Source organism: Microbacterium sp. ZW T5_56 (assembly GCF_044987425.1).
Taxonomy (GTDB): Bacteria; Actinomycetota; Actinomycetes; order Actinomycetales; family Microbacteriaceae; genus Microbacterium.
The window spans coordinates 23,997-41,249 of record NZ_JBJDRI010000001.1; the positions used below are offsets into that span (position 1 = coordinate 23,997).

Annotated in this window: 13 protein-coding genes; 4 read left to right on the forward strand and 9 right to left on the reverse strand. The window is 66.3% G+C overall.

Annotated features, from left to right (window positions below):
* Positions 1–53 precede the first annotated feature (53 nt).
* Positions 54–1,130, forward strand: coding sequence for a hypothetical protein (locus ACI3KU_RS00105; protein WP_404920249.1), 1,077 nt, complete (start codon positions 54–56; stop codon positions 1,128–1,130).
* Here the strand turns inward: ACI3KU_RS00105 and ACI3KU_RS00110 are convergent.
* From ACI3KU_RS00110 to ACI3KU_RS00130, 5 genes are all read right to left on the reverse strand, one after another.
* Positions 1,127–2,146: a LacI family DNA-binding transcriptional regulator gene (locus ACI3KU_RS00110; RefSeq protein ID WP_404920250.1), complete on the reverse strand. Its 1,020-nt coding sequence runs from the start codon at positions 2,144–2,146 to the stop codon at positions 1,127–1,129. The two genes, ACI3KU_RS00105 and ACI3KU_RS00110, sit on opposite strands and share 4 nt — an antisense overlap.
* Positions 2,147–2,272: 126 nt before the next feature.
* A complete protein-coding gene (locus ACI3KU_RS00115) occupies positions 2,273–3,790 on the reverse strand; it encodes an alpha-N-arabinofuranosidase (RefSeq protein WP_404920251.1) in 1,518 nt (505 codons plus the stop codon).
* An 82-nt stretch (positions 3,791–3,872) separates the two neighbouring features.
* Positions 3,873–5,216 (reverse strand): ABC transporter substrate-binding protein, encoded by a 1,344-nt coding sequence (locus ACI3KU_RS00120; RefSeq protein ID WP_404920252.1) that lies wholly within the window; start codon positions 5,214–5,216, stop codon positions 3,873–3,875.
* Positions 5,217–5,281: 65 nt separating this feature from the next.
* Positions 5,282–6,175 carry a carbohydrate ABC transporter permease gene (locus tag ACI3KU_RS00125; RefSeq protein WP_404920253.1) on the reverse strand — a complete coding sequence of 298 codons (894 nt, stop codon included), beginning with the start codon at positions 6,173–6,175 and terminating at the stop codon, positions 5,282–5,284.
* Positions 6,172–7,071 (reverse strand): carbohydrate ABC transporter permease, encoded by a 900-nt coding sequence (locus ACI3KU_RS00130; RefSeq protein ID WP_404920254.1) that lies wholly within the window; start codon positions 7,069–7,071, stop codon positions 6,172–6,174. Before ACI3KU_RS00130 ends, ACI3KU_RS00125 begins: the two co-directional genes overlap by 4 nt.
* Positions 7,072–7,332: 261 nt before the next feature.
* Here ACI3KU_RS00130 and ACI3KU_RS00135 point away from each other — a divergent pair, with 261 nt between their 5' ends.
* The 3 genes from ACI3KU_RS00135 to ACI3KU_RS00145 all read left to right on the forward strand — a co-directional run bounded on the left by ACI3KU_RS00135 (position 7,333) and on the right by ACI3KU_RS00145 (position 12,819).
* On the forward strand, positions 7,333–9,657 hold the full coding sequence (locus tag ACI3KU_RS00135; RefSeq protein WP_404920255.1) for a beta-glucosidase: 2,325 nt from the start codon (positions 7,333–7,335) through the stop codon (positions 9,655–9,657).
* 130 nt (positions 9,658–9,787) lie between these two features.
* Positions 9,788–10,675: a hypothetical protein gene (locus tag ACI3KU_RS00140; RefSeq protein ID WP_404920256.1), complete on the forward strand. Its 888-nt coding sequence runs from the start codon at positions 9,788–9,790 to the stop codon at positions 10,673–10,675.
* Positions 10,672–12,819: an alpha-galactosidase gene (locus ACI3KU_RS00145; protein ID WP_404920257.1), complete on the forward strand. Its 2,148-nt coding sequence runs from the start codon at positions 10,672–10,674 to the stop codon at positions 12,817–12,819. The genes ACI3KU_RS00140 and ACI3KU_RS00145 overlap by 4 nt, the downstream gene beginning before the upstream one ends.
* A 27-nt stretch (positions 12,820–12,846) precedes the next feature.
* On the opposite strand, the gene ACI3KU_RS00150 is transcribed toward ACI3KU_RS00145, so the two are convergent.
* From ACI3KU_RS00150 to ACI3KU_RS00165, 4 genes are all read right to left on the reverse strand, one after another.
* A complete protein-coding gene (locus ACI3KU_RS00150) occupies positions 12,847–13,872 on the reverse strand; it encodes a LacI family DNA-binding transcriptional regulator (RefSeq protein WP_404920258.1) in 1,026 nt (341 codons plus the stop codon).
* 77 nt (positions 13,873–13,949) lie between these two features.
* The gene (locus ACI3KU_RS00155) at positions 13,950–14,837 is read right to left on the reverse strand and encodes a carbohydrate ABC transporter permease (RefSeq protein WP_404920259.1); all 888 of its coding nucleotides are present in this window, start codon (positions 14,835–14,837) and stop codon (positions 13,950–13,952) included.
* Positions 14,834–15,763 carry a carbohydrate ABC transporter permease gene (locus tag ACI3KU_RS00160; RefSeq protein ID WP_404920260.1) on the reverse strand — a complete coding sequence of 310 codons (930 nt, stop codon included), beginning with the start codon at positions 15,761–15,763 and terminating at the stop codon, positions 14,834–14,836. Before ACI3KU_RS00160 ends, ACI3KU_RS00155 begins: the two co-directional genes overlap by 4 nt.
* A gap of 55 nt (positions 15,764–15,818) precedes the next feature.
* Positions 15,819–17,180 carry an extracellular solute-binding protein gene (locus ACI3KU_RS00165; protein WP_404920261.1) on the reverse strand — a complete coding sequence of 454 codons (1,362 nt, stop codon included), beginning with the start codon at positions 17,178–17,180 and terminating at the stop codon, positions 15,819–15,821.
* Between the last annotated feature and the right edge of the window lie 73 nt (positions 17,181–17,253).

Below are 17,253 nucleotides of genomic sequence, written 5' to 3' on the forward strand. Positions count from 1 at the left end.
GACAACGCGCGGCCGATCGGTTCCTTCACCGATCGGCCGCGCCGGGGGTTGCTATGACCACACGCATCGCCACGGCGATCACCGTTCTCCTCGTCGGCCTCGGACTGCTCTTCGGCGCCGCTCCCGCCACCGCCGACGACGCGGCCACCGACCCGCCCGCGGGCACCACGTGGTCGCTGCAGCCCGCATCAGCGGACGCTGCGGACGGGCGCGTCTCGCTCCGCCAGCGCGTCGATCCGGGGGCGAGCATCGACGAGCACCTCGCCCTGACCAACCACGGCGGCACCCCCGCGCGATTCGCGGTGTATGCGAGCGACGGCGTCGTCACCGACAGCGGCAGCTTCGACCTCCTCCCCGGTGATCAGGCGCCGAAGGACGGCGGCTCCTGGGTCACGTTCGGCGAGGTCGCGCAGGCTCAGCCGCGCACCGGCGGCGGGTTCGCGATCGATCTCGCGGCCGGGGCCACGATCATCATCCCGGTCCGCATCGCGGTTCCGGCGGGCGCGACCCCTGGCGATCATCCGGCGGGAATCGTCGCCGAGCTGCTCGCCGACTCCCGGACCCAGGTTCACCTGTCCACGCGTGTCGGCGTGCGCGTGCATCTTCGCGTGAACGGCGACATCAAGGCCGCCCTCGCCACAGAGAATGTCGACCTGCAGTACGCGGCTGCCTGGAACCCCTTCACTCCCGGCACAGCCACGATCTCCTTCGACATCGCCAACCGCGGCAACGTGCGCCTGGCGGCCTCGAGCACCGTGACGCTGTCCGGACCCTTCGGTGTGCTTCCGGTGAGCACCGATATCGCCGAGGGCAGGGAGATCCTCCCGGGCCAGTCGGCACGCGCTGAGGCGACCCTGCCGGCCTGGCCGCTCGTCCTCGCCTTCGGGGAGATCTCACTGCAGCCACAGGCGGTCGGCACCGATGAGATCGAGGTTCCGCTCCGGGCCAGCACCACCGCCGTCACCGTCTGGACGCCGCCGTGGGTCTATCTCGCCGTACTGCTGCTGGCGCTGCTGGCCTGGTGGCTGATCCGCCGGCAGCGCAAGCGCTCCGCCGCGCGCATCCAGGCCGCGATCGACGCGGCCGTCGCTGCGGCACGCACGTCCGACCGCGAGGTGATCCCGGCCTAGACCGCGGGCACCGGGAATCCGGTGGACTCGCGGCGCACGATCTCAAAGCCCGGCTGCAGCGTTCGTGGCGCGCGTCGATCGCCCTTCTCCTCGATCCGCTCGATGAGGAGGGCGACGGCGTCGCGCGCGATCTGCTTGCTGCCGGCATCGACGCTGGACATCGACGGCATGGAGAAACGGCCCTCGTCGATGTTGTCGAACCCGATCACGGCGACGTCCTCGGGAACGCGCAGTCCCGCCTCGCCCAGGGCACGCAGCGCGCCCAGACCCAGGGCGTCGTTGAGCGCGAAGACGGCATCGAAGGGCACGCCGGAAGCGATGAGCTCACGCACCGCGAGCACACCCGCGGTGCGGTTCCAGTGCGGGGCGATGCGCACGAGGCTGGGATCGAGATCGACGCCGGCCGCGGCGAGCGCCTCTTCGTAGCCGGCCACACGCAGCGTCGCGGAGCTGGTGTCGATCGTCGGATCGGATTCGGCACCGACGATCGCGATGCGCCGACGCCCGATCTCCAGGAGGTGCTCCACGGCCGCGCGCGCAGAGGCGACGTTGTTCATGGTGACGTGGTCGGTGGGGCCGTCGAAGATGCGCTCTCCCAGCAGCACCAGCGGGAAGCCGGTGTTCAGGGCGTCAGCATCGGCCTGCCCCAGCGCATACGGGCTGAAGAGCAGGCCGTCCGTCAGGCGGAGACGCCCTCCGCTGATCACCTGGAGCTCCCGCTCGCGATCCCCGCTGGTCTGCTCTACCACCACACCGAGGCCATGCGTGTCAGCGGCACGGATCACGGCATCGGCCAGCTCGGCGAAGTAGTTCTCACTCAGCGCGGGAACGGCGAGTCCGATGACCCCGGTGCGGCCGGAGCGGAGACCGCGGGCAGACAGGTTCGGGCGGTAGCCCAGCTCATCGATGGCGGCGCGCACGCGGTCCCGCATCTGCTGGCGCACGTGCGGGTAGTCGTTGATGACGTTCGAGACCGTCTTGATCGACACTCCAGCCAGACGTGCGACGTCGTGCATTGTCGGCTCCATCGATTCACTCCCCCACGCGTCTCTGAGCGTCCACTCACTCTATCCTCGCCGCGCGTGCCGCCCCGTAGCCCGACGCCGCGGGGCCCGTCTGATGACGGACCCCGCGAGGGAGACTCAGGCCGCAGCGGAGGTGAGCCGGATGATCGACCACGACACCGGCGGAAGCACCGCGTGCAGGCGGCCGTCCTCGACGCTCGCCGTGGCGTTCTCCCGCGGCACCACGGAGGTGTCGTCATCGGCGGTCGCGCTCCAGGTGTGGTCGGGGTTGGACAGCGTGAGCGCGTCTGCGATGCGCAGCTGCCCGAATCCGCTGACGCGAGCCTCGATCGACAGCTCCTCGGCGGTCGACCGGTTCACCGTGAGGATCACCACATCCCCCGTCTCCGGGTCGTGCGTGGCGACCGCGTCGATCGCGTCGACCTCGCCGAACTTCGCCGTCGTGATCCGCGGGGAGTCGACCGCCAGCCGCAGCACCTCACCCTGCGCGAAGCGCGAGGTGAGGGCGAACGGATGGAAGGTGGTCTGCTTCCAGGACCGCCCGCCAGGCTCCGTCATGATCGGGGCGATCACGTTGACCAGCTGTGCGAGAGAGGCGGAGTGCACGCGGTCGCTGTGACGCAGCAGCGAGATCAGCAGCCCGCCCACCACGACGGCGTCGGCGACGTTGTACCGGTCCTCCAGCAGCACCGGCGCGATCGGCCAATCGTCGCCGGTGGGCGGCTGCGACTCCGCGCGGTGCTGGTACCAGACGTTCCACTCATCGAAGGAGATGTTGATGCTCTTGGTGTGCTTGCCCGCCGCACGCACGGCGTCGGCGGTGGCCGTCACCGAGTCGATGAAGTGATCCATGTCGACGGCGCTGGCGAGGAAGGAGGCGAGGTCGCCGTCCTCCTCCCAGTAGTAGGCGTGCGCAGAGATGTAGTCCACGTGCTCGTACGTCTCCGTCAGGACGACGCGCTCCCACTCACCGAAGGTCGGGATCGCCGAACCGGAGGATCCGCACACCACCAGCTCGAGACCCGGATCCACCATGCGCATCGCGCGTGCGGTCTCAGCCGCCAGGCGTCCGTACTCCTCCGCCGTCTTGTGGCCGATCTGCCACGGTCCATCCATCTCATTGCCGAGGCACCACATGCGAATACGGTGCGGCTCGGGGGTGCCGTTGGCGCGACGCTGCTCCGCCCACGCGGACCCGGCCGGAACGTTGCAGTACTCCAGCAGATCCAGCGCCTCCTGCACGCCCCGGGTGCCGAGGTTCACCGCCATCATCGGCTCGACACCGGCCTTCGCGGCCCAGCGCATGAACTCGTCGACACCCACGGTGTTGGGCTCGAGGGAGTGCCACGCCAGATCCAGTCGCGGAGGACGATCCGCCACCGGGCCGACGCCGTCCTCCCAGCGGTAGCCGGAGACGAAGTTGCCGCCCGGGTACCGCACGGTGGAGACGCCGAGCTCACGAGTCAGCTCGATCACGTCCTCACGGAAGCCGTCCGCATCGGCGCGGGGGTGGTCGGGATCGTGGATGCCCGTGTACACGCTTCGACCCAGGTGCTCGACAAAGGCACCGAACGTGCGACGACGAACGGGGCCGACGACGAAAGCGGGATCGACGGTGAGAGAAGCGGTGAGCATGACGTGGTTCATTCCTTCGTGGGGAGTTCAGAAGGTGCGGGCGGACGACGCATCGCCCGCCCGCACCTCGGAGTGGCTGGAGTTACTGACCCAGCTCGTTCTTCAGATCGGACTGCGCCTGATCCAGCGCATCCTTCGCCGGCGTCCCGTTCTCGTAGATCTCATTGAGCGTCACGGTGCGGAACTGGTTGTCCACCTTCGGCAGGTTCTCGTTGGAGAAGGACGTGAAGTGGCCGATGCCCGACTTCACCGAGTTGAGCACGTCGAACAAGTTGGTCTGGAAGTACTTGTTGAACTTGTTGTCGGGGTTGTGCGTGACGGCCTCGTCCTCCCAGACGGACATGTTGACCGGGTCGAAGCCGAGCACCTCCCACACCGCCACATTGGCTTCGTGCGACAGCTTCGCGTAGGCGAGGAACTCCGTGGCGAGCTCCTTGTTCTCGCTCTTGTCCATCACGGTCGTGCCGGTTCCGCCGCCACCGATGGTGAGCACGTCGGATCCCGGAACCTGCGGGGCCGGAGCGATGGCGATCTTGCCGTCGAGGTCAGGCATGTAGTCCACGAATCTGGAGGTGTACCAGGCGGGGTAGACGATCGCCGCGAAGTCGCCCTTGTTGATCGCGCCGTAGGCCTCCTCGTTGTCGGGGCTGCCGCCGGGGATCGTGGAGAGCGCGCCCGCGTCCTTCATGTCCTGGAACATCTCCATGGTCTCGACCACCACGGGGTTGTTGACATCCACGTCGCCCAGGCCGTCGTCGGTGAACAGCTGGCCGCCGTTCTGCGCGATGGCGAGCGGCTCGGTGAAGTAGACACCCGTGCTGGCGACGCTGAAGGCCTTGCCGGTCGATGCGTTGTAGGTCGTGCCTGCCTTCGCGAAGTCGTCCCACGTCTTGATGGTGGTGTAGTCGATACCCGCGGCGTCGAGCAGCTCCGTGTTGTAGAAGGCGACGAACGCACCCACGTGCGTGGGATAGCCGTAGATCTTGCCGTCACGACTGTACAGATCGAGGCGGGCCTTGACGATGTCGTCGATATAGGGCTCTGCGGCCTGGGTGAGGTCGGCCAGCGGCGGCGTCGCACCCTTGACGAAGTTGCGGAACTTGCCGACCTCGATGTCGGCGAGGTCAGGAAGGCCCTGTCCCGAGTTCACGGCAAGCAGCAGCTTGTCGTGCATGTCCTGATACGGGTAGACGGTGATGTTGAGGTCGACAGCCTTGTCGGGGTTCTCCTCGTTCCACTTCTCGGCCATCTCTTCATAGACCTGGCCGTGGAGTTCGGCGAACACCCACATGTCCAACTTCGTGGCGCCGCCCGCTGCGGCATCGTCGCCGCCACCGGTGGAGTTGCCGCCTGCGCCGCAACCGGAGAGGACTCCGACGGCGACACCGGCGACGACGGCCGCCGTCACGATCTTTCGAATGCGCATAGTGATGCTCCTGACTGTGTTTGGGGGTACTGCAAGGGAGGGTCGATCAGTGAGAGGAAGAGCATTCAGCCCTTGACGGCTCCGGCGGTCATGCCTTCGACGAAGAAGCGCTGGAATGCGAGGAAGAGAATGAGGATCGGAATCAACGAGAAGAACGATCCGATGATCAACAGCTCGTAGTTGTTGCCGTATGGCGTCAACAGTGTGTTGAGACCGATCGGAAGCAGGAACTTGTCGGGCGAGCGCAGCACCAGAAGGGGCCAGAGGAAGTTGTTCCAGACCGTCATGGCGTTGAGGATCGCCATCGCCGCGAACGCGGGCTTGGCGATCGGGATGATCAGGCGGAAGAAGATGCCGAACTCCGACACTCCGTCCACGCGCCCGGCTTCCAGGATCTCCTTCGGCACGCCGAGGAAGTACTGGCGGAAGAAGAAGATGGTCACGGCCTGCGCCAGGAAGGGCAGCACCACGATCCAGTACTGATCCGCGGCACCGAAATCGTTCACCTGCACGTACAGCGGCAGCATGAGCATCTCGAACGGGATGGTCATCAGGATGATCACCAGGATGAAGCCGAGGCTCTTGCCGCGGAACTCGTACATCGCGAATCCGTACGCGACGAATGAGCTCACCAGTAGCGTTCCCACCACCTGGACGATGGTGAGGACGAGGCTGTTCCAGAACCACTGGAAGTACAGTCCCGAGTCGGTGAAGAGCATCGTGTAGTTCTCGACGCTCAGCTTCGAGAAGTCGATCGCGAACGAGATCCCGTTGCGGATGACGTCATTGCCGTCCTGGAATGTGCCGAGGAAGATCGCGAGCACCGGCACCAGGGAGATCAGCGCGATGACGATGAGGAACGCGCTCTGGATGAGACCGACGGCACGGCGACTCAGCGGCTGGCGCCGCGTCGCGGGGATCGCAGCCATCTCACGATCGGTAAGGGTCGACCGGCTCATCGTGTGGACTCCTTCTTGAACGTTCCCGTGGCGGTGAGCTGGGTGAGGTTGATCGCGAGCACCAGCACGAGCAGCACCACACCCACGGCGGACGCGAAGCCGAGATCGTTCTCCTGGATGCCCTTGCGGTAGAGGTATCCCACGATCGTGAGGCCCTGATTGTTCGGCGAGTTGTTGCCGGCGTAGAGCATGAAGCTCTCCAGGAACATCGCCAGACCGCCGTAGACGCTGATGGTGGTGACGTAGACGATGGTGGGCTTGAGGCCCGGGAGCGTGACGTTGAAGAACTGCTGGATCTTGCTCGCGCCGTCAATCGATGCCGCCTCGTAGTACTCCGTCGGAATCGCCTGCATGCCAGCGAGGAAGTACATCGTGTTCACGCCGGCCCATCGCCAGAGGGCCAGCAACAGCAGCGCTCCGAGTCCGGTGAGGTCTTCGCGCAGCCAGCGAACCGGACCGAAGCCGAAGAAGTCGGCGATCTGGTTCATGAGTCCGGAGTCCGTCTCGGCGAACATCAGCCGGAACACGATGCCGGCCACCACGACCGAGGTGAGCGCGGGGACGAACAGCGAGGACTTGAAGAAGTTCTTGATCCGAGCGCTGCCGACCTTCGCGTTGATGATGGCCGCGAGGACCATCGGAATCGGCACCAGTAGGATGAGCGTCAGCACCATGTAGCGGAGGCTGTTGAACATCGCCTTCCAGAACACCTGGTCTTTCCAGAGGCGGTCGTAGTTGGCGGTTCCGATGAACGTCGCCTCCCCGTAAAGCACCTCCTGGAAGCTCATGATCACCGAGCGCGCCACCGGAATCAGCCAGAAGACGAGCAGCGTCAGCAGGAACGGCAGGATGAACAGGTACGGCGCGAGACGCTGGTTGTAGAGCAACTTCTTCATGCGGGGGAAGTTCCTCGGGCTCGATCGGTCATGGCACTTTCTTCCTTGAAGTGATGCCTCGACGACGCCTATTGGCGGTGAGTCGTCGAGTGTGTCGATCGCGAATGCACCGCCCTTGTGGGACCGGGATCGCAATTCTCCTTGACAGAACGATGCTGTTCCGTCATAGATATTTACAACGTTGCATATCAGTATCCACGATCTTCCCCATCGCGCAAGTCATAGCGACTGATCTGTGAAGAATCAGGACGGAGAGAACCCATGGCAGGCGAGATCTGGCGCGACCCCGCGGTCGATATCGAAACGAGGATCGAGGCGGTGATCGCCGCCCTCAGCGCCGAGGAGAAGGTCGCTCAGCTCGGCGGATTCTGGGCCGACCAGCGCACCTCGGACGACATCATCGCCCCCATGCAGGACGTCTTCTCCGAGGGTCGATCGCCCTTCGAGCACGTCACGCGCCACGGCATCGGGCAGCTCACCCGCGTGTTCGGCACGGCGCCGGTGACCGCCCGCGAGGGCATGACGCGGGTGCAGGAATCGCAGCGGCATCTCCTCGACACCACTCGCCCCGGGATTCCGGCGATCGTGCACGAGGAGTGCCTCACCGGGTTCACGACGCTCGGTGCCACGGTGTACCCCACCGCACTGGCGTGGGCAGCGACGTTCTCCCCGGCGCTCGTGGACGAGATGGCGAACGCCATCGGTCGCGATCTCGCCGCCGTAGGCGTGCATCAGGGCCTGTCGCCCGTGCTCGACGTGGTGACGGACTACCGGTGGGGGCGCGTCGAGGAGACCATGGGCGAGGACCCGTATGTGGTGGCGACTCTCGCCTCCGCTTACGTCTCCGGGCTCCAGCGCGCGGGCGTCATCGCCACTCTCAAGCACTTCGCGGGGCATGCCAGCTCCCGCGGCGGTCGCAACCACGCGCCGGTGTCGATGGGCGAGCGGGAGTTGCGCGATCTAGTTCTGCTGCCCTTCGAGATGGCCGTTCGCGAAGCCGGCGCGCGCAGCGTGATGAACTCCTACACGGAGACGGACCGGGTGCCGTCCGCCGCTGATCGGTGGCTGCTCACCGACCTACTGCGCGGCGAGTGGGGATTCGAGGGCACCGTCGTCGCCGACTACTGGGCCATCGCGTTCCTGAAGTCCAAGCACGGCGTGGCCGCCACGATGGCCGATGCCGGGCGGCTGGCGCTGCATGCCGGAATCGACGTGGAGCTGCCTGACATCTCCGCGTACCTCGAACTCGCAACCGATGACCCCGCGCCGGAGCGCACGGCGGCGGAGATCGACACGGCGCTGCGTCGGGTGATGCGCCAGAAGATCGAGCTCGGGCTGCTGGACGAGGGATGGACGCCCGCGGATCCGACGGATCACGACCTCGACAGCCCGGAGAACCGCCGGATCGCACGGGAGCTGGCGGAGAAGTCGGTGATTCTGCTCGACAACCCGACCGGGCTGCTTCCGCTGCGGCCGCAGACATCGCGCATCGCGGTGATCGGGCCGTGCGCAGACGACGCCAGTGCGCTGATGGGTGCGTATTCCTTCCCGGTGCACGTGCTCTCCCGGCACCGCGAGTTCGGACTCGGGCTGAGCGCACAGCCTCTCCCGGAGGCGCTGCGCGAGAGTTTCCCCAACGCAGAGGTGATCGCGGAGCGCGGAGTTCCCCTGCAGACGCCGCACGATCCCGCAGAGTTGTCGCGAGCAGTCGCCGCTGCGGCGGCTTCGGATGTCGCCGTCGTGGTGGTGGGCGATCATGCCGGGATGTTCGGCAAGGGAACGTCTGGCGAGGGATCAGACGCGCCGTCTCTGGAGCTCCCCGGTGACCAGCGCGCGCTGGTGGATGCGGTGCTGGAGACCGGCGTGCCGGTGGTGCTGCTGGTGTTGTCGGGCCGCCCGTACGCGATCGGCAGCTTCGTCGGTCGTGCCGCCGCCATCGTGCAGGCGTTCATGCCGGGCGTCGAGGGTGCGGGCGCGCTGGCACGGGTGCTCTCGGGTGAGGTGAATCCCAGTGGGCACCTCCCCGTGCAGGTTCCCGCAGAGCCGACGGCGCTGCCGCACACGTATCTCGCTCCGCCGCTCGGTCAAGACGGCGACCGCATCAGCAATCTGTCGATCGCCCCGGCATTCCCGTTCGGTCACGGGCTGTCGTACACGACCTTCGAGCTGGGTGAGCTGATGCTGGATCGCGCCGAGATCGCGACCGATGGAACCGTCGTCGTGACGACGAAGGTGACCAACACCGGCGACCGCGCTGGCGAGACCGTCGTGCAGCTGTACGGCGCCGACCCCGTGGCGCAGGTGACTCGACCGGTGCAGCAGCTCATGGGCTACGCCCGGGTGGCGCTCGCGCCCGGCGAGCGTGCCCGCATGGCATTCACGGTGCACGCGGATCGCTTCTCGTTCACAGGGCTGGCGCGGACGCGGATCGTGGAGCCCGGAGAGATCGTGCTGTCCGCCGGGTTCTCGGTCGCCGACCGGCCGGTGGCGGCAACGCTTCGGCTGACGGGCGCAGAGCGCGATGTCGTGACGCCGGTGCTCACGACGGGCGTGGAGGTGCTGTCCAGCGTCGCCGCCCGGGCCTGACGCCAGAGCAGAGACAGGGGGCCCGTCGGTACAGGCGGGCCCGCTGTCTCTTGCACCCATGAGCAACCGGTTGCGCTAGGGTGTAGCCATGCCACGCGTCGTGACCGCGACCGCACCGATTGGAGAACCCATGCCCCACGTTCACGTGCTCTCGTACTTCACCACCGAGGAGGAATCACTCCATCTCGCCGTGAGCGTCGATGGTCGCAGCTTCTACGCGGTGGATGACGGCCGCGAGGTCCTGCGCGGCACCATTGGCAGTAGGAGCATTCGCGACCCGTTCATCGCCATCGGCCCGGACGGTCGTTTCCATCTGCTCGGAACGAACGGATGGGAATCCGACGCGATCGTGCACACGGCTTCTGACGATCTGCTCACCTGGGATGAGCAGACGCTGCTTCCCGTGATGGCCGATGTCGCCGGTACGCTCAACTGCTGGGCACCGGAGTTCTTCGTGGAGCCCGGCTCCGGGCGTGCCCGGATCATCTGGTCATCGGTTGTGGATCCCCACCCGGTCGACGGGCCCCAGGCAGACCAGGACTGGAATCGCCGCCATCAGGCGATCTGGAGCTGTCTCACGACGGACTTCGCCGAGCTGTCGCCCGCCGAAGTGTACTTCGATCCCGGCTTCTCGGTGATCGACGCCAGCGTGCTCGTCCAGGGCGACGAGGTGTTGATGGCCTACAAGGACGAGCGGGGAGATCCGGTTGTCGGGGGCGAGCACAATCGGATTCACGTGCGCCGCACGACCCCCTCCGCCTCGAACGAGCTCGGGGCGGTCACACCGTCGCCGACCGAAGGTCCCACGCTCTACCGGCACGACGATGAGCTCGTGATGCTGTTCGACCACTATCTGGAGGGCCGCTACGGAGCTGTCGCCTCCACCGATGGGCACTCGTGGACCCCCGCGGCCGTGCAGGTTCCGAATGGCGTGCGTCACGCCGCGGTGATGACTCTTCCCTCCGAGCACGCGGCCGTCGCGGCACTGCTCGCGCGCACGGCGATCGGTGGACGATGACTGCCGGCCCGCTCCTTCATCTACGTCGAGACGGCGTCTCCGTCCTGCTCGATGTCGCCGACACCGACCGGCTGCCCACCGTGGTGCACTGGGGGGAAGACCTCGGACGCATCACCCCCGGCGACGCGGACCACCTCCACCTCGCCACCACTCGTATGGCGGGCTCCTCGCTCCCACCCACCACGGATCCGTCCCTCCTGCCGACGTCCACCACCGGTTGGCTGGGGCAACCGGGGCTCGTTGGCCATCGCGACCGATCGGCATGGTCTCCGAGGTTCGCGACGACGGCGATCCGCGAAGAGCGAGTCGGCGAAGAGGCTGTCTCGGTCCAGATCGACGCCGTGGATCACGCGGCCTCACTCATGCTGACCAGCACGCTCGAACTGCTGCCCGGCGGGCTTCTCCGGGTGCGCCACGCGCTCCGAAATGTCGGTGCGAGCGCCTACAGCATGGAGCGACTGACCGTATCCCTCCCGGTAGGGGCGGACGCTGCCGAGCTCCTGGACATGACAGGCAGACACGCCCTGGAACGAGTACCCGTACGACTGCCATTCGAGACGGGCATCCGCCTCCGTGAGTCCCGCCGGGGACGTCCTGGCGCAGATGCCGCGTACGTCACGGTGGCTGGCGAGCGCGGATTCGGCTTCCGACGAGGTCGCGTCTGGGGAGTTCATCTCGGCTGGTCCGGCAACCAGCGCTCATTCGCGGAGCGCCTGCCCACCGGCGAGCGGATGCTCGCAGGCGGGGAGCTTCTGCTTCCGGGCGAGGTTGAGCTCGCGCCGGGCGAGGAGTATGCGACGCCCTGGCTCTATGCCTCCTTCGGCCCGGACGGTCTCGACTCCCTGTCGGCCCGCTTCCATCGCTTCGCTCGTTCTCTCCCCCACCTCCGTGATCGGCCGCGTCCGGTCACGTTCAACAGCTGGGAGGCCATCGGCTTCGATATGAGTGCGGATCGGCTCATCGGGTTGGCAGAACGCGCGGCGCGCGCCGGAGCGGAACGCTTCGTCATCGATGATGGCTGGTTTGGCGGGCGTCGCGACGACCGATCGTCCCTCGGGGACTGGCGCGTCTCACCAGAGGTCTTCCCCGACGGCCTCGAGCGGGTCACCACTCGCATTCGCGAACTCGGCATGGAAGCCGGAATCTGGTTCGAACCCGAGATGATCAACGAGGACTCCGATCTCGCGCGCGATCACCCGGAATGGCTGATGCGCCTTCCGGATCGCGTCCCGATCGCGTCCCGCCATCAGCAGGTATTGGATCTCACGAATCCGGACGCCTGGTCAGCGATCTTCACGGCGATGTCAGAGATCATCGAGCGGTATGGCATCGGGTATGTGAAGTGGGACCACAACCGCGACCTCATCGACGCGGGTGTCGGCCCCGATCGCATCGCGGGTACACACGCGCAGACGCACGCGCTTTACGCGCTGCTGGGCGCCCTGCGCGCGAAGTTCCCGCAGCTCACGATCGAAGCCTGCGCCTCCGGCGGCGCGCGGATCGATCTGGGCATCCTGGAGCACAGTGATCGATTCTGGACCAGTGACAGCGTGGATCCGGTCGATCGCCAGGCGATCCAGCGCTGGACGGCTCTCGTCATGCCGCCTGAGATTCTCGGGGCACATGTCGGTGCTCCGATGGCCGGCTCCACTCGACGTCACCACCGTCTGAACTTCCGGGCGGGGACCGCGCTGCTCGGCGATTTCGGCATCGAGTGGGATCTCTCCCACGCGAGCGAGGGTGACCTCGCGGAACTCGCGGAATGGGTCGGACTGTACCGGGTGCATCGCGATCTTCTCCGTCAGGGCAGCCTCGTGCACGGGGACGACCCCGCCTCCCCCGTGACCGTGACCGGCGTCGTGTCCCCAGACGGCTCCGCCGCGCTCTACGTTGTGGCCAGCGTCCGCAGCGATCCGCAGTACACCACCGGGCGCGTCGTCCTGCCGGGTCTGGACCCCGAGGGCCGGTACCTCGTCACGGCATGTCGGCCCGCCTCCGGAGACAACGACTACCTCGGGCGACCCGCCTGGATGGAGTCCCCCGGAATCATGCTTCCGGGCAGACTGCTTGCGACAATCGGTGTCGAGGGGCCCACTCTGTGGCCGGAGGAAGTCGCGGTCCTGACCGTGATCCGACGCGACTGAGCGGCGCCGCGGCCGGACCGGCACCATTCAGAAGAACGGGAAGTCGAGTTCGGTCGCGGGGAGCGCCCCCGAGGAGAAGCCGGGAATCAGACGACAATCATGCAGCGTGACGCCGCCGTCGACGGTGCTCCCCACCGAATCGAGCAGGTGACGCGCCGCACCACGACCGAGTTCCACGTGGCCGGGATCGACCGTCGTGAGATAGCGATCTTCCCCACCGCCGAAGAAGCTCCAGTTGTCGTAGCCGACCAGCGCCACATCTTCCGGGATGCGCACACCTGCGGCGGTGAGGGCACGACCGAGCCCCTGGGCGATGAAGTCGTTTCCACAGAACACGGCATCGATCTCATCGATCCGATCGCGGATGCGCAGCCCGGCCTCATAGCCCCAGCTTCGATGCCAGGTGCCATATAACGGCGCACCGAGCGCCAGCGGAAGACCCGCATCCGACAGCGCCTGCGTGAGGCCGCAGTGACGCTCTCGAACCGTGCGGAAGCCCGGGTCAGCGGTGACATGAGCGATGCGTGTGCGGCCCTGCGCGATCAGATGCTCCCCAGCCAGGCGGCCGGCCATCGCATCGTTCGGAAGGAACGTCACGTCCTTCGGGTTGTCGGTGACGCCGAAGACATGCACCTGTGGCGCCGAGAGCATGTGCGAGATCGAGGGAACCGGCGAATCGGTGCCGTCTCCCACGATGAGCACGCCGTCCACCTTGCGGGCCTTGAGCTTTCGAACGTTCTCCGCGCGCAGCGACGGATCGTTCTCATCGTCGTAGACGAGCGTCGCGACGTCGTGGGCACTCAGCTCGTGCACGATGCCGGTGATCACGGGCATCGAGAACGTTCCGGACGCCTTCTGCGCGAGCACACCCACCGAGAAGCTGCGCCCGAGCGCGAAGAACTGCGCCAGCGCGTTCGGTCGGAAATCCAGCCGCTCAGCGGCCTCGATGATCCTCGCTCGTGTCTCCGGCGAGACCCGTCCGGAGCCGTTGAGCACCTTCGAAACGGTCGGCACCGACACCCCGACCACGGCCGCGACATCCCGGAGAGTCACGGATCTTTCGTCCGCCACGTCTTCGTTCCCCTTTGTTCTGGAATCAGTTCTGCTGTCGGCTGCCATCCGCAGCGATGCTACCCCTTGGTCGCCCCACTCATGCTGACGCCCCGGAGGATCTGCCTCTGGAAGACGAGGAAGAGGATCACGGGGATCACCAGCCCGAGGAACATCGCTCCCATCTGAACGCTGAGCTCCGTGGTGTTCGCGAAGCGCGGCAGTGCGACCGAGATGGGCTGCAGATTCGGATCCTGCAGCACCAGTTTCGGCCAGAGGAAGTCCTTCCAGCTCGCGAGGATCGCCAGAACGGAGACCACACCGAGGATGGGGCGGGCGAAGGGCAGAACGATCTGCCAGAAGATGCGGAACGCGCCCGCGCCATCCACACGTGCGGCCTCGATGATCTCCTGCGGGATCGCATCGAAGAAGCGCTTGACGATCAGAATGTTGAACGCGCTCGCCGCCGCAGGCAGCCAGACGGCCCAGAACGTGTTGAGCAGGCTGATCTGCGTGCCGGGTACCCGGATCACGGTGACGTAAAGCGGCACCATCGCCACGATGCTGGGGATCAGCATCGTGGCGAGAATCGCTCCAGAGAACACCGGTGCCCAGCGCGGTCGAAGAATGCTCAGCACGTACGACGCCGTCGTGGTGACGATGATGTTGGCGATCCATGCGCCGGCGGCCATGATGGCCGTGTTGCCGAGATAGCGGCCCACCTGGAGCTCGTTCCACGCCACCGCGAGGTTCTCGAAGTGGATGCCGTGGGGGAACCACTCCCACGGTGCCGAGATGATGTCCTGCGTGGTGGACAGGGAGGCCTTGGCCAGCCATAGCAGCGTTCCGGCACCGGAGATCAGCAGACCGATGAGGATCACCGTCTGTGCGATGCGGAGCGTCCACTTCACGCTCGGTCGGCGACGATCGGCCCAGGAGATCGCGCTGCGCTCGTCTGTCATGCTCATGAACGACTCCAACGACGCGTGGCCCACAGGTAGAAGGCGGAGATGATGCCCAGCACGACGGCCAGCATGAGGGAGAGCGCTGTCGCGGCACCGTAATCGCCGTTCACGAACGCGTAGTCATAGATCATCATGAGGATCGTCTTCGTCGAGTTGTTGGGGCCGCCACCGGTGAACAGGAACGGCTCGGTGAACACCTGCAGAGTGCCGATCACCTGCAGCAGGAGGAGAACGAGGATCACACCGCGCAGTTCCGGCAGGGTGATGTGCCAGATTCGACGCCAGATTCCGGCGCGATCCAACTCCGCTGCCTCGTAGAGCTCGGTGCGCACGCCGGCGAGCGCGGCGAGATAGATGATCACCGTTCCGCCCGCGGTCGCCCAGGTGACTTCCAGAACGATGGCGGGCATCGCCATCGCCTCGGAATTCAGCCACGGTTGGGCAGGTATCCCCACGCTTGCGAGGACGCGATTGAACAGTCCCTCGGCGCTGGGGTCATAGAAGAAGCGCCACAGCAGGATCGCCACGACCGGCGGGATCACGACCGGCAGGTAGGAGAGCACGTTGAACAGTCCCCGACTGCGTCGCAATTCGGACATGAAGACGGCAAGGACCAGCGGCACCGGGAAGCCGATCACCAGCGCCAGCACGGCGAACCACAGAGTGTTCATCATGACGCGGGGCAGCAGCGGATCGCTCAACACATAGGTGAAATTGCTCCACCCGACCCAGCTGGCCGCATCCACGAGGTTGGTCTTCTGAAATGCGAAGACCACCGACTGCAGGATGGGACTCCACGCGAAGAGCCCGAAGACGAAGACCGCGGGCAACGCGAAGACGACCGACGCCAGTCCACCGCGTCGAATCCACGCACCACGTGTGCGCCGACGGTGCTCGCGCTGATGGGGTGCAGCGTCATCAATGCTCACCGAGTTCTCCGTTCTTGGGATGATCGCCCCGCCCCTGGGGACGGGGCGATCGGTGTCAGCGAGCGATCTTGGCATCCACGGCTGCCGATGCTTCGGCGATCAGGGCATCGACATCGGCGTTCTCGGTCGTGAGCACACCTTGCAGCAGCGTGTCGAGCACCGCGTACATGTCCTGCGCCTTGGTGCGCGGCTCGGGAACCAGTGTCTGCGACTCCGCCACCGCGGAGTAGGACGCGAAGTTCTCCAACGGCAGGTTGACGTAGGGCGAGATCCACTCCTGGTACTGCGCGTAGGCCTCGGAACTCACCGGAGAGAGCGCCGGAAGTCCGACGATGTTGCCGTCCGCGGCGTCCGCTTCGGCCTTGGCTACCGCGGTTTCCTTATCCGTGTAGGCGTTGAAGCGGTTGAACTTCAACCACTCCAGTCCTGCCACGATCTGCTCCTTCGTGGCAGACGGGCTGAAGACCTGGACGTTGCCGCCGGTGAGGGTGGCGGACTGACCCGGCGCCTGCGGCAGTGCACCGAACCCGAAGTCCTCGGGCTTCATCTTGTACTGCTGCACGAGTCCCGGGTAGTCGAACGGCAAGCTGAGGAGCATGCCGATCTTGCCCGCGGCGAAGTCCTGCAGAGTGGGCTGAGCGTCGTTGACGAAGCTGCTGCCGAGCGAGTTGTCGGTCCAGCGCATCTCGCGCAGGACGTTCACGTAGTCCTGCACCGGCTCCGAATCGACGGTGCTCGCAGTGCCATCAGCGTTCTCGATGGTGCCTCCGAAGCTGGCGACCGCAGCCGTCATCATCCAGCCGCCGAAGTGGTTGGACGTGTACAGCGAGTACCCGGCCTTGCCGGTGGTGTCAGCGATCTTCTTCGCCGCAGCGCGCACCTCGTCCCAGGTCGCCGGTGGCGCATCAGGGTCGAGACCCGCGGCAGTGAACAGTGCGCGGTTGTACGCGAGTCCCACCGAGTAGACATCAGTGGGCACACCGAAGCTGTTGCCGCTCGCATCCTGGGCGACCGCGGCCACTGCAGGATTGAGCACCTCTCCGAGGCCGGTGGACTTCAGCTCCGCCGAGATGTCGGCGATCTGGCGCGAGGCGATCAGCGACTGCGGCTCGGTGAACGGGACGGCCATCGTGGTCGGCATCGTGCCCCCGGCCACCATGGCCTGGAACGTGTCCGCGGCCCAGCGCGTCTCCACCGATTCGATCGTGACGTCGGGGTGCGCCTTTTCGAACGCTGCGATCGACTTGTCCAGGGCGGCGAGACTCTCCGCCTGGTCTGCGGGTGGGCGGTCGCCGACGACGATCGTGATCTTTCCGTCGCTGTTGGCAGCATCGGCGGGGGCGCACGCGGCGAGAAGGGCGGCGGCGGTCCCCGTCGCGAGCACTGCCGCCAACAGGCGGCGCGGGTTCTTCTTCATTGAATCTCCAGAGGATGAGCAAGCGGTTGTCCAGTTGTGATTGTGCGGGACATGTCTCGCCATGTCAACTCGG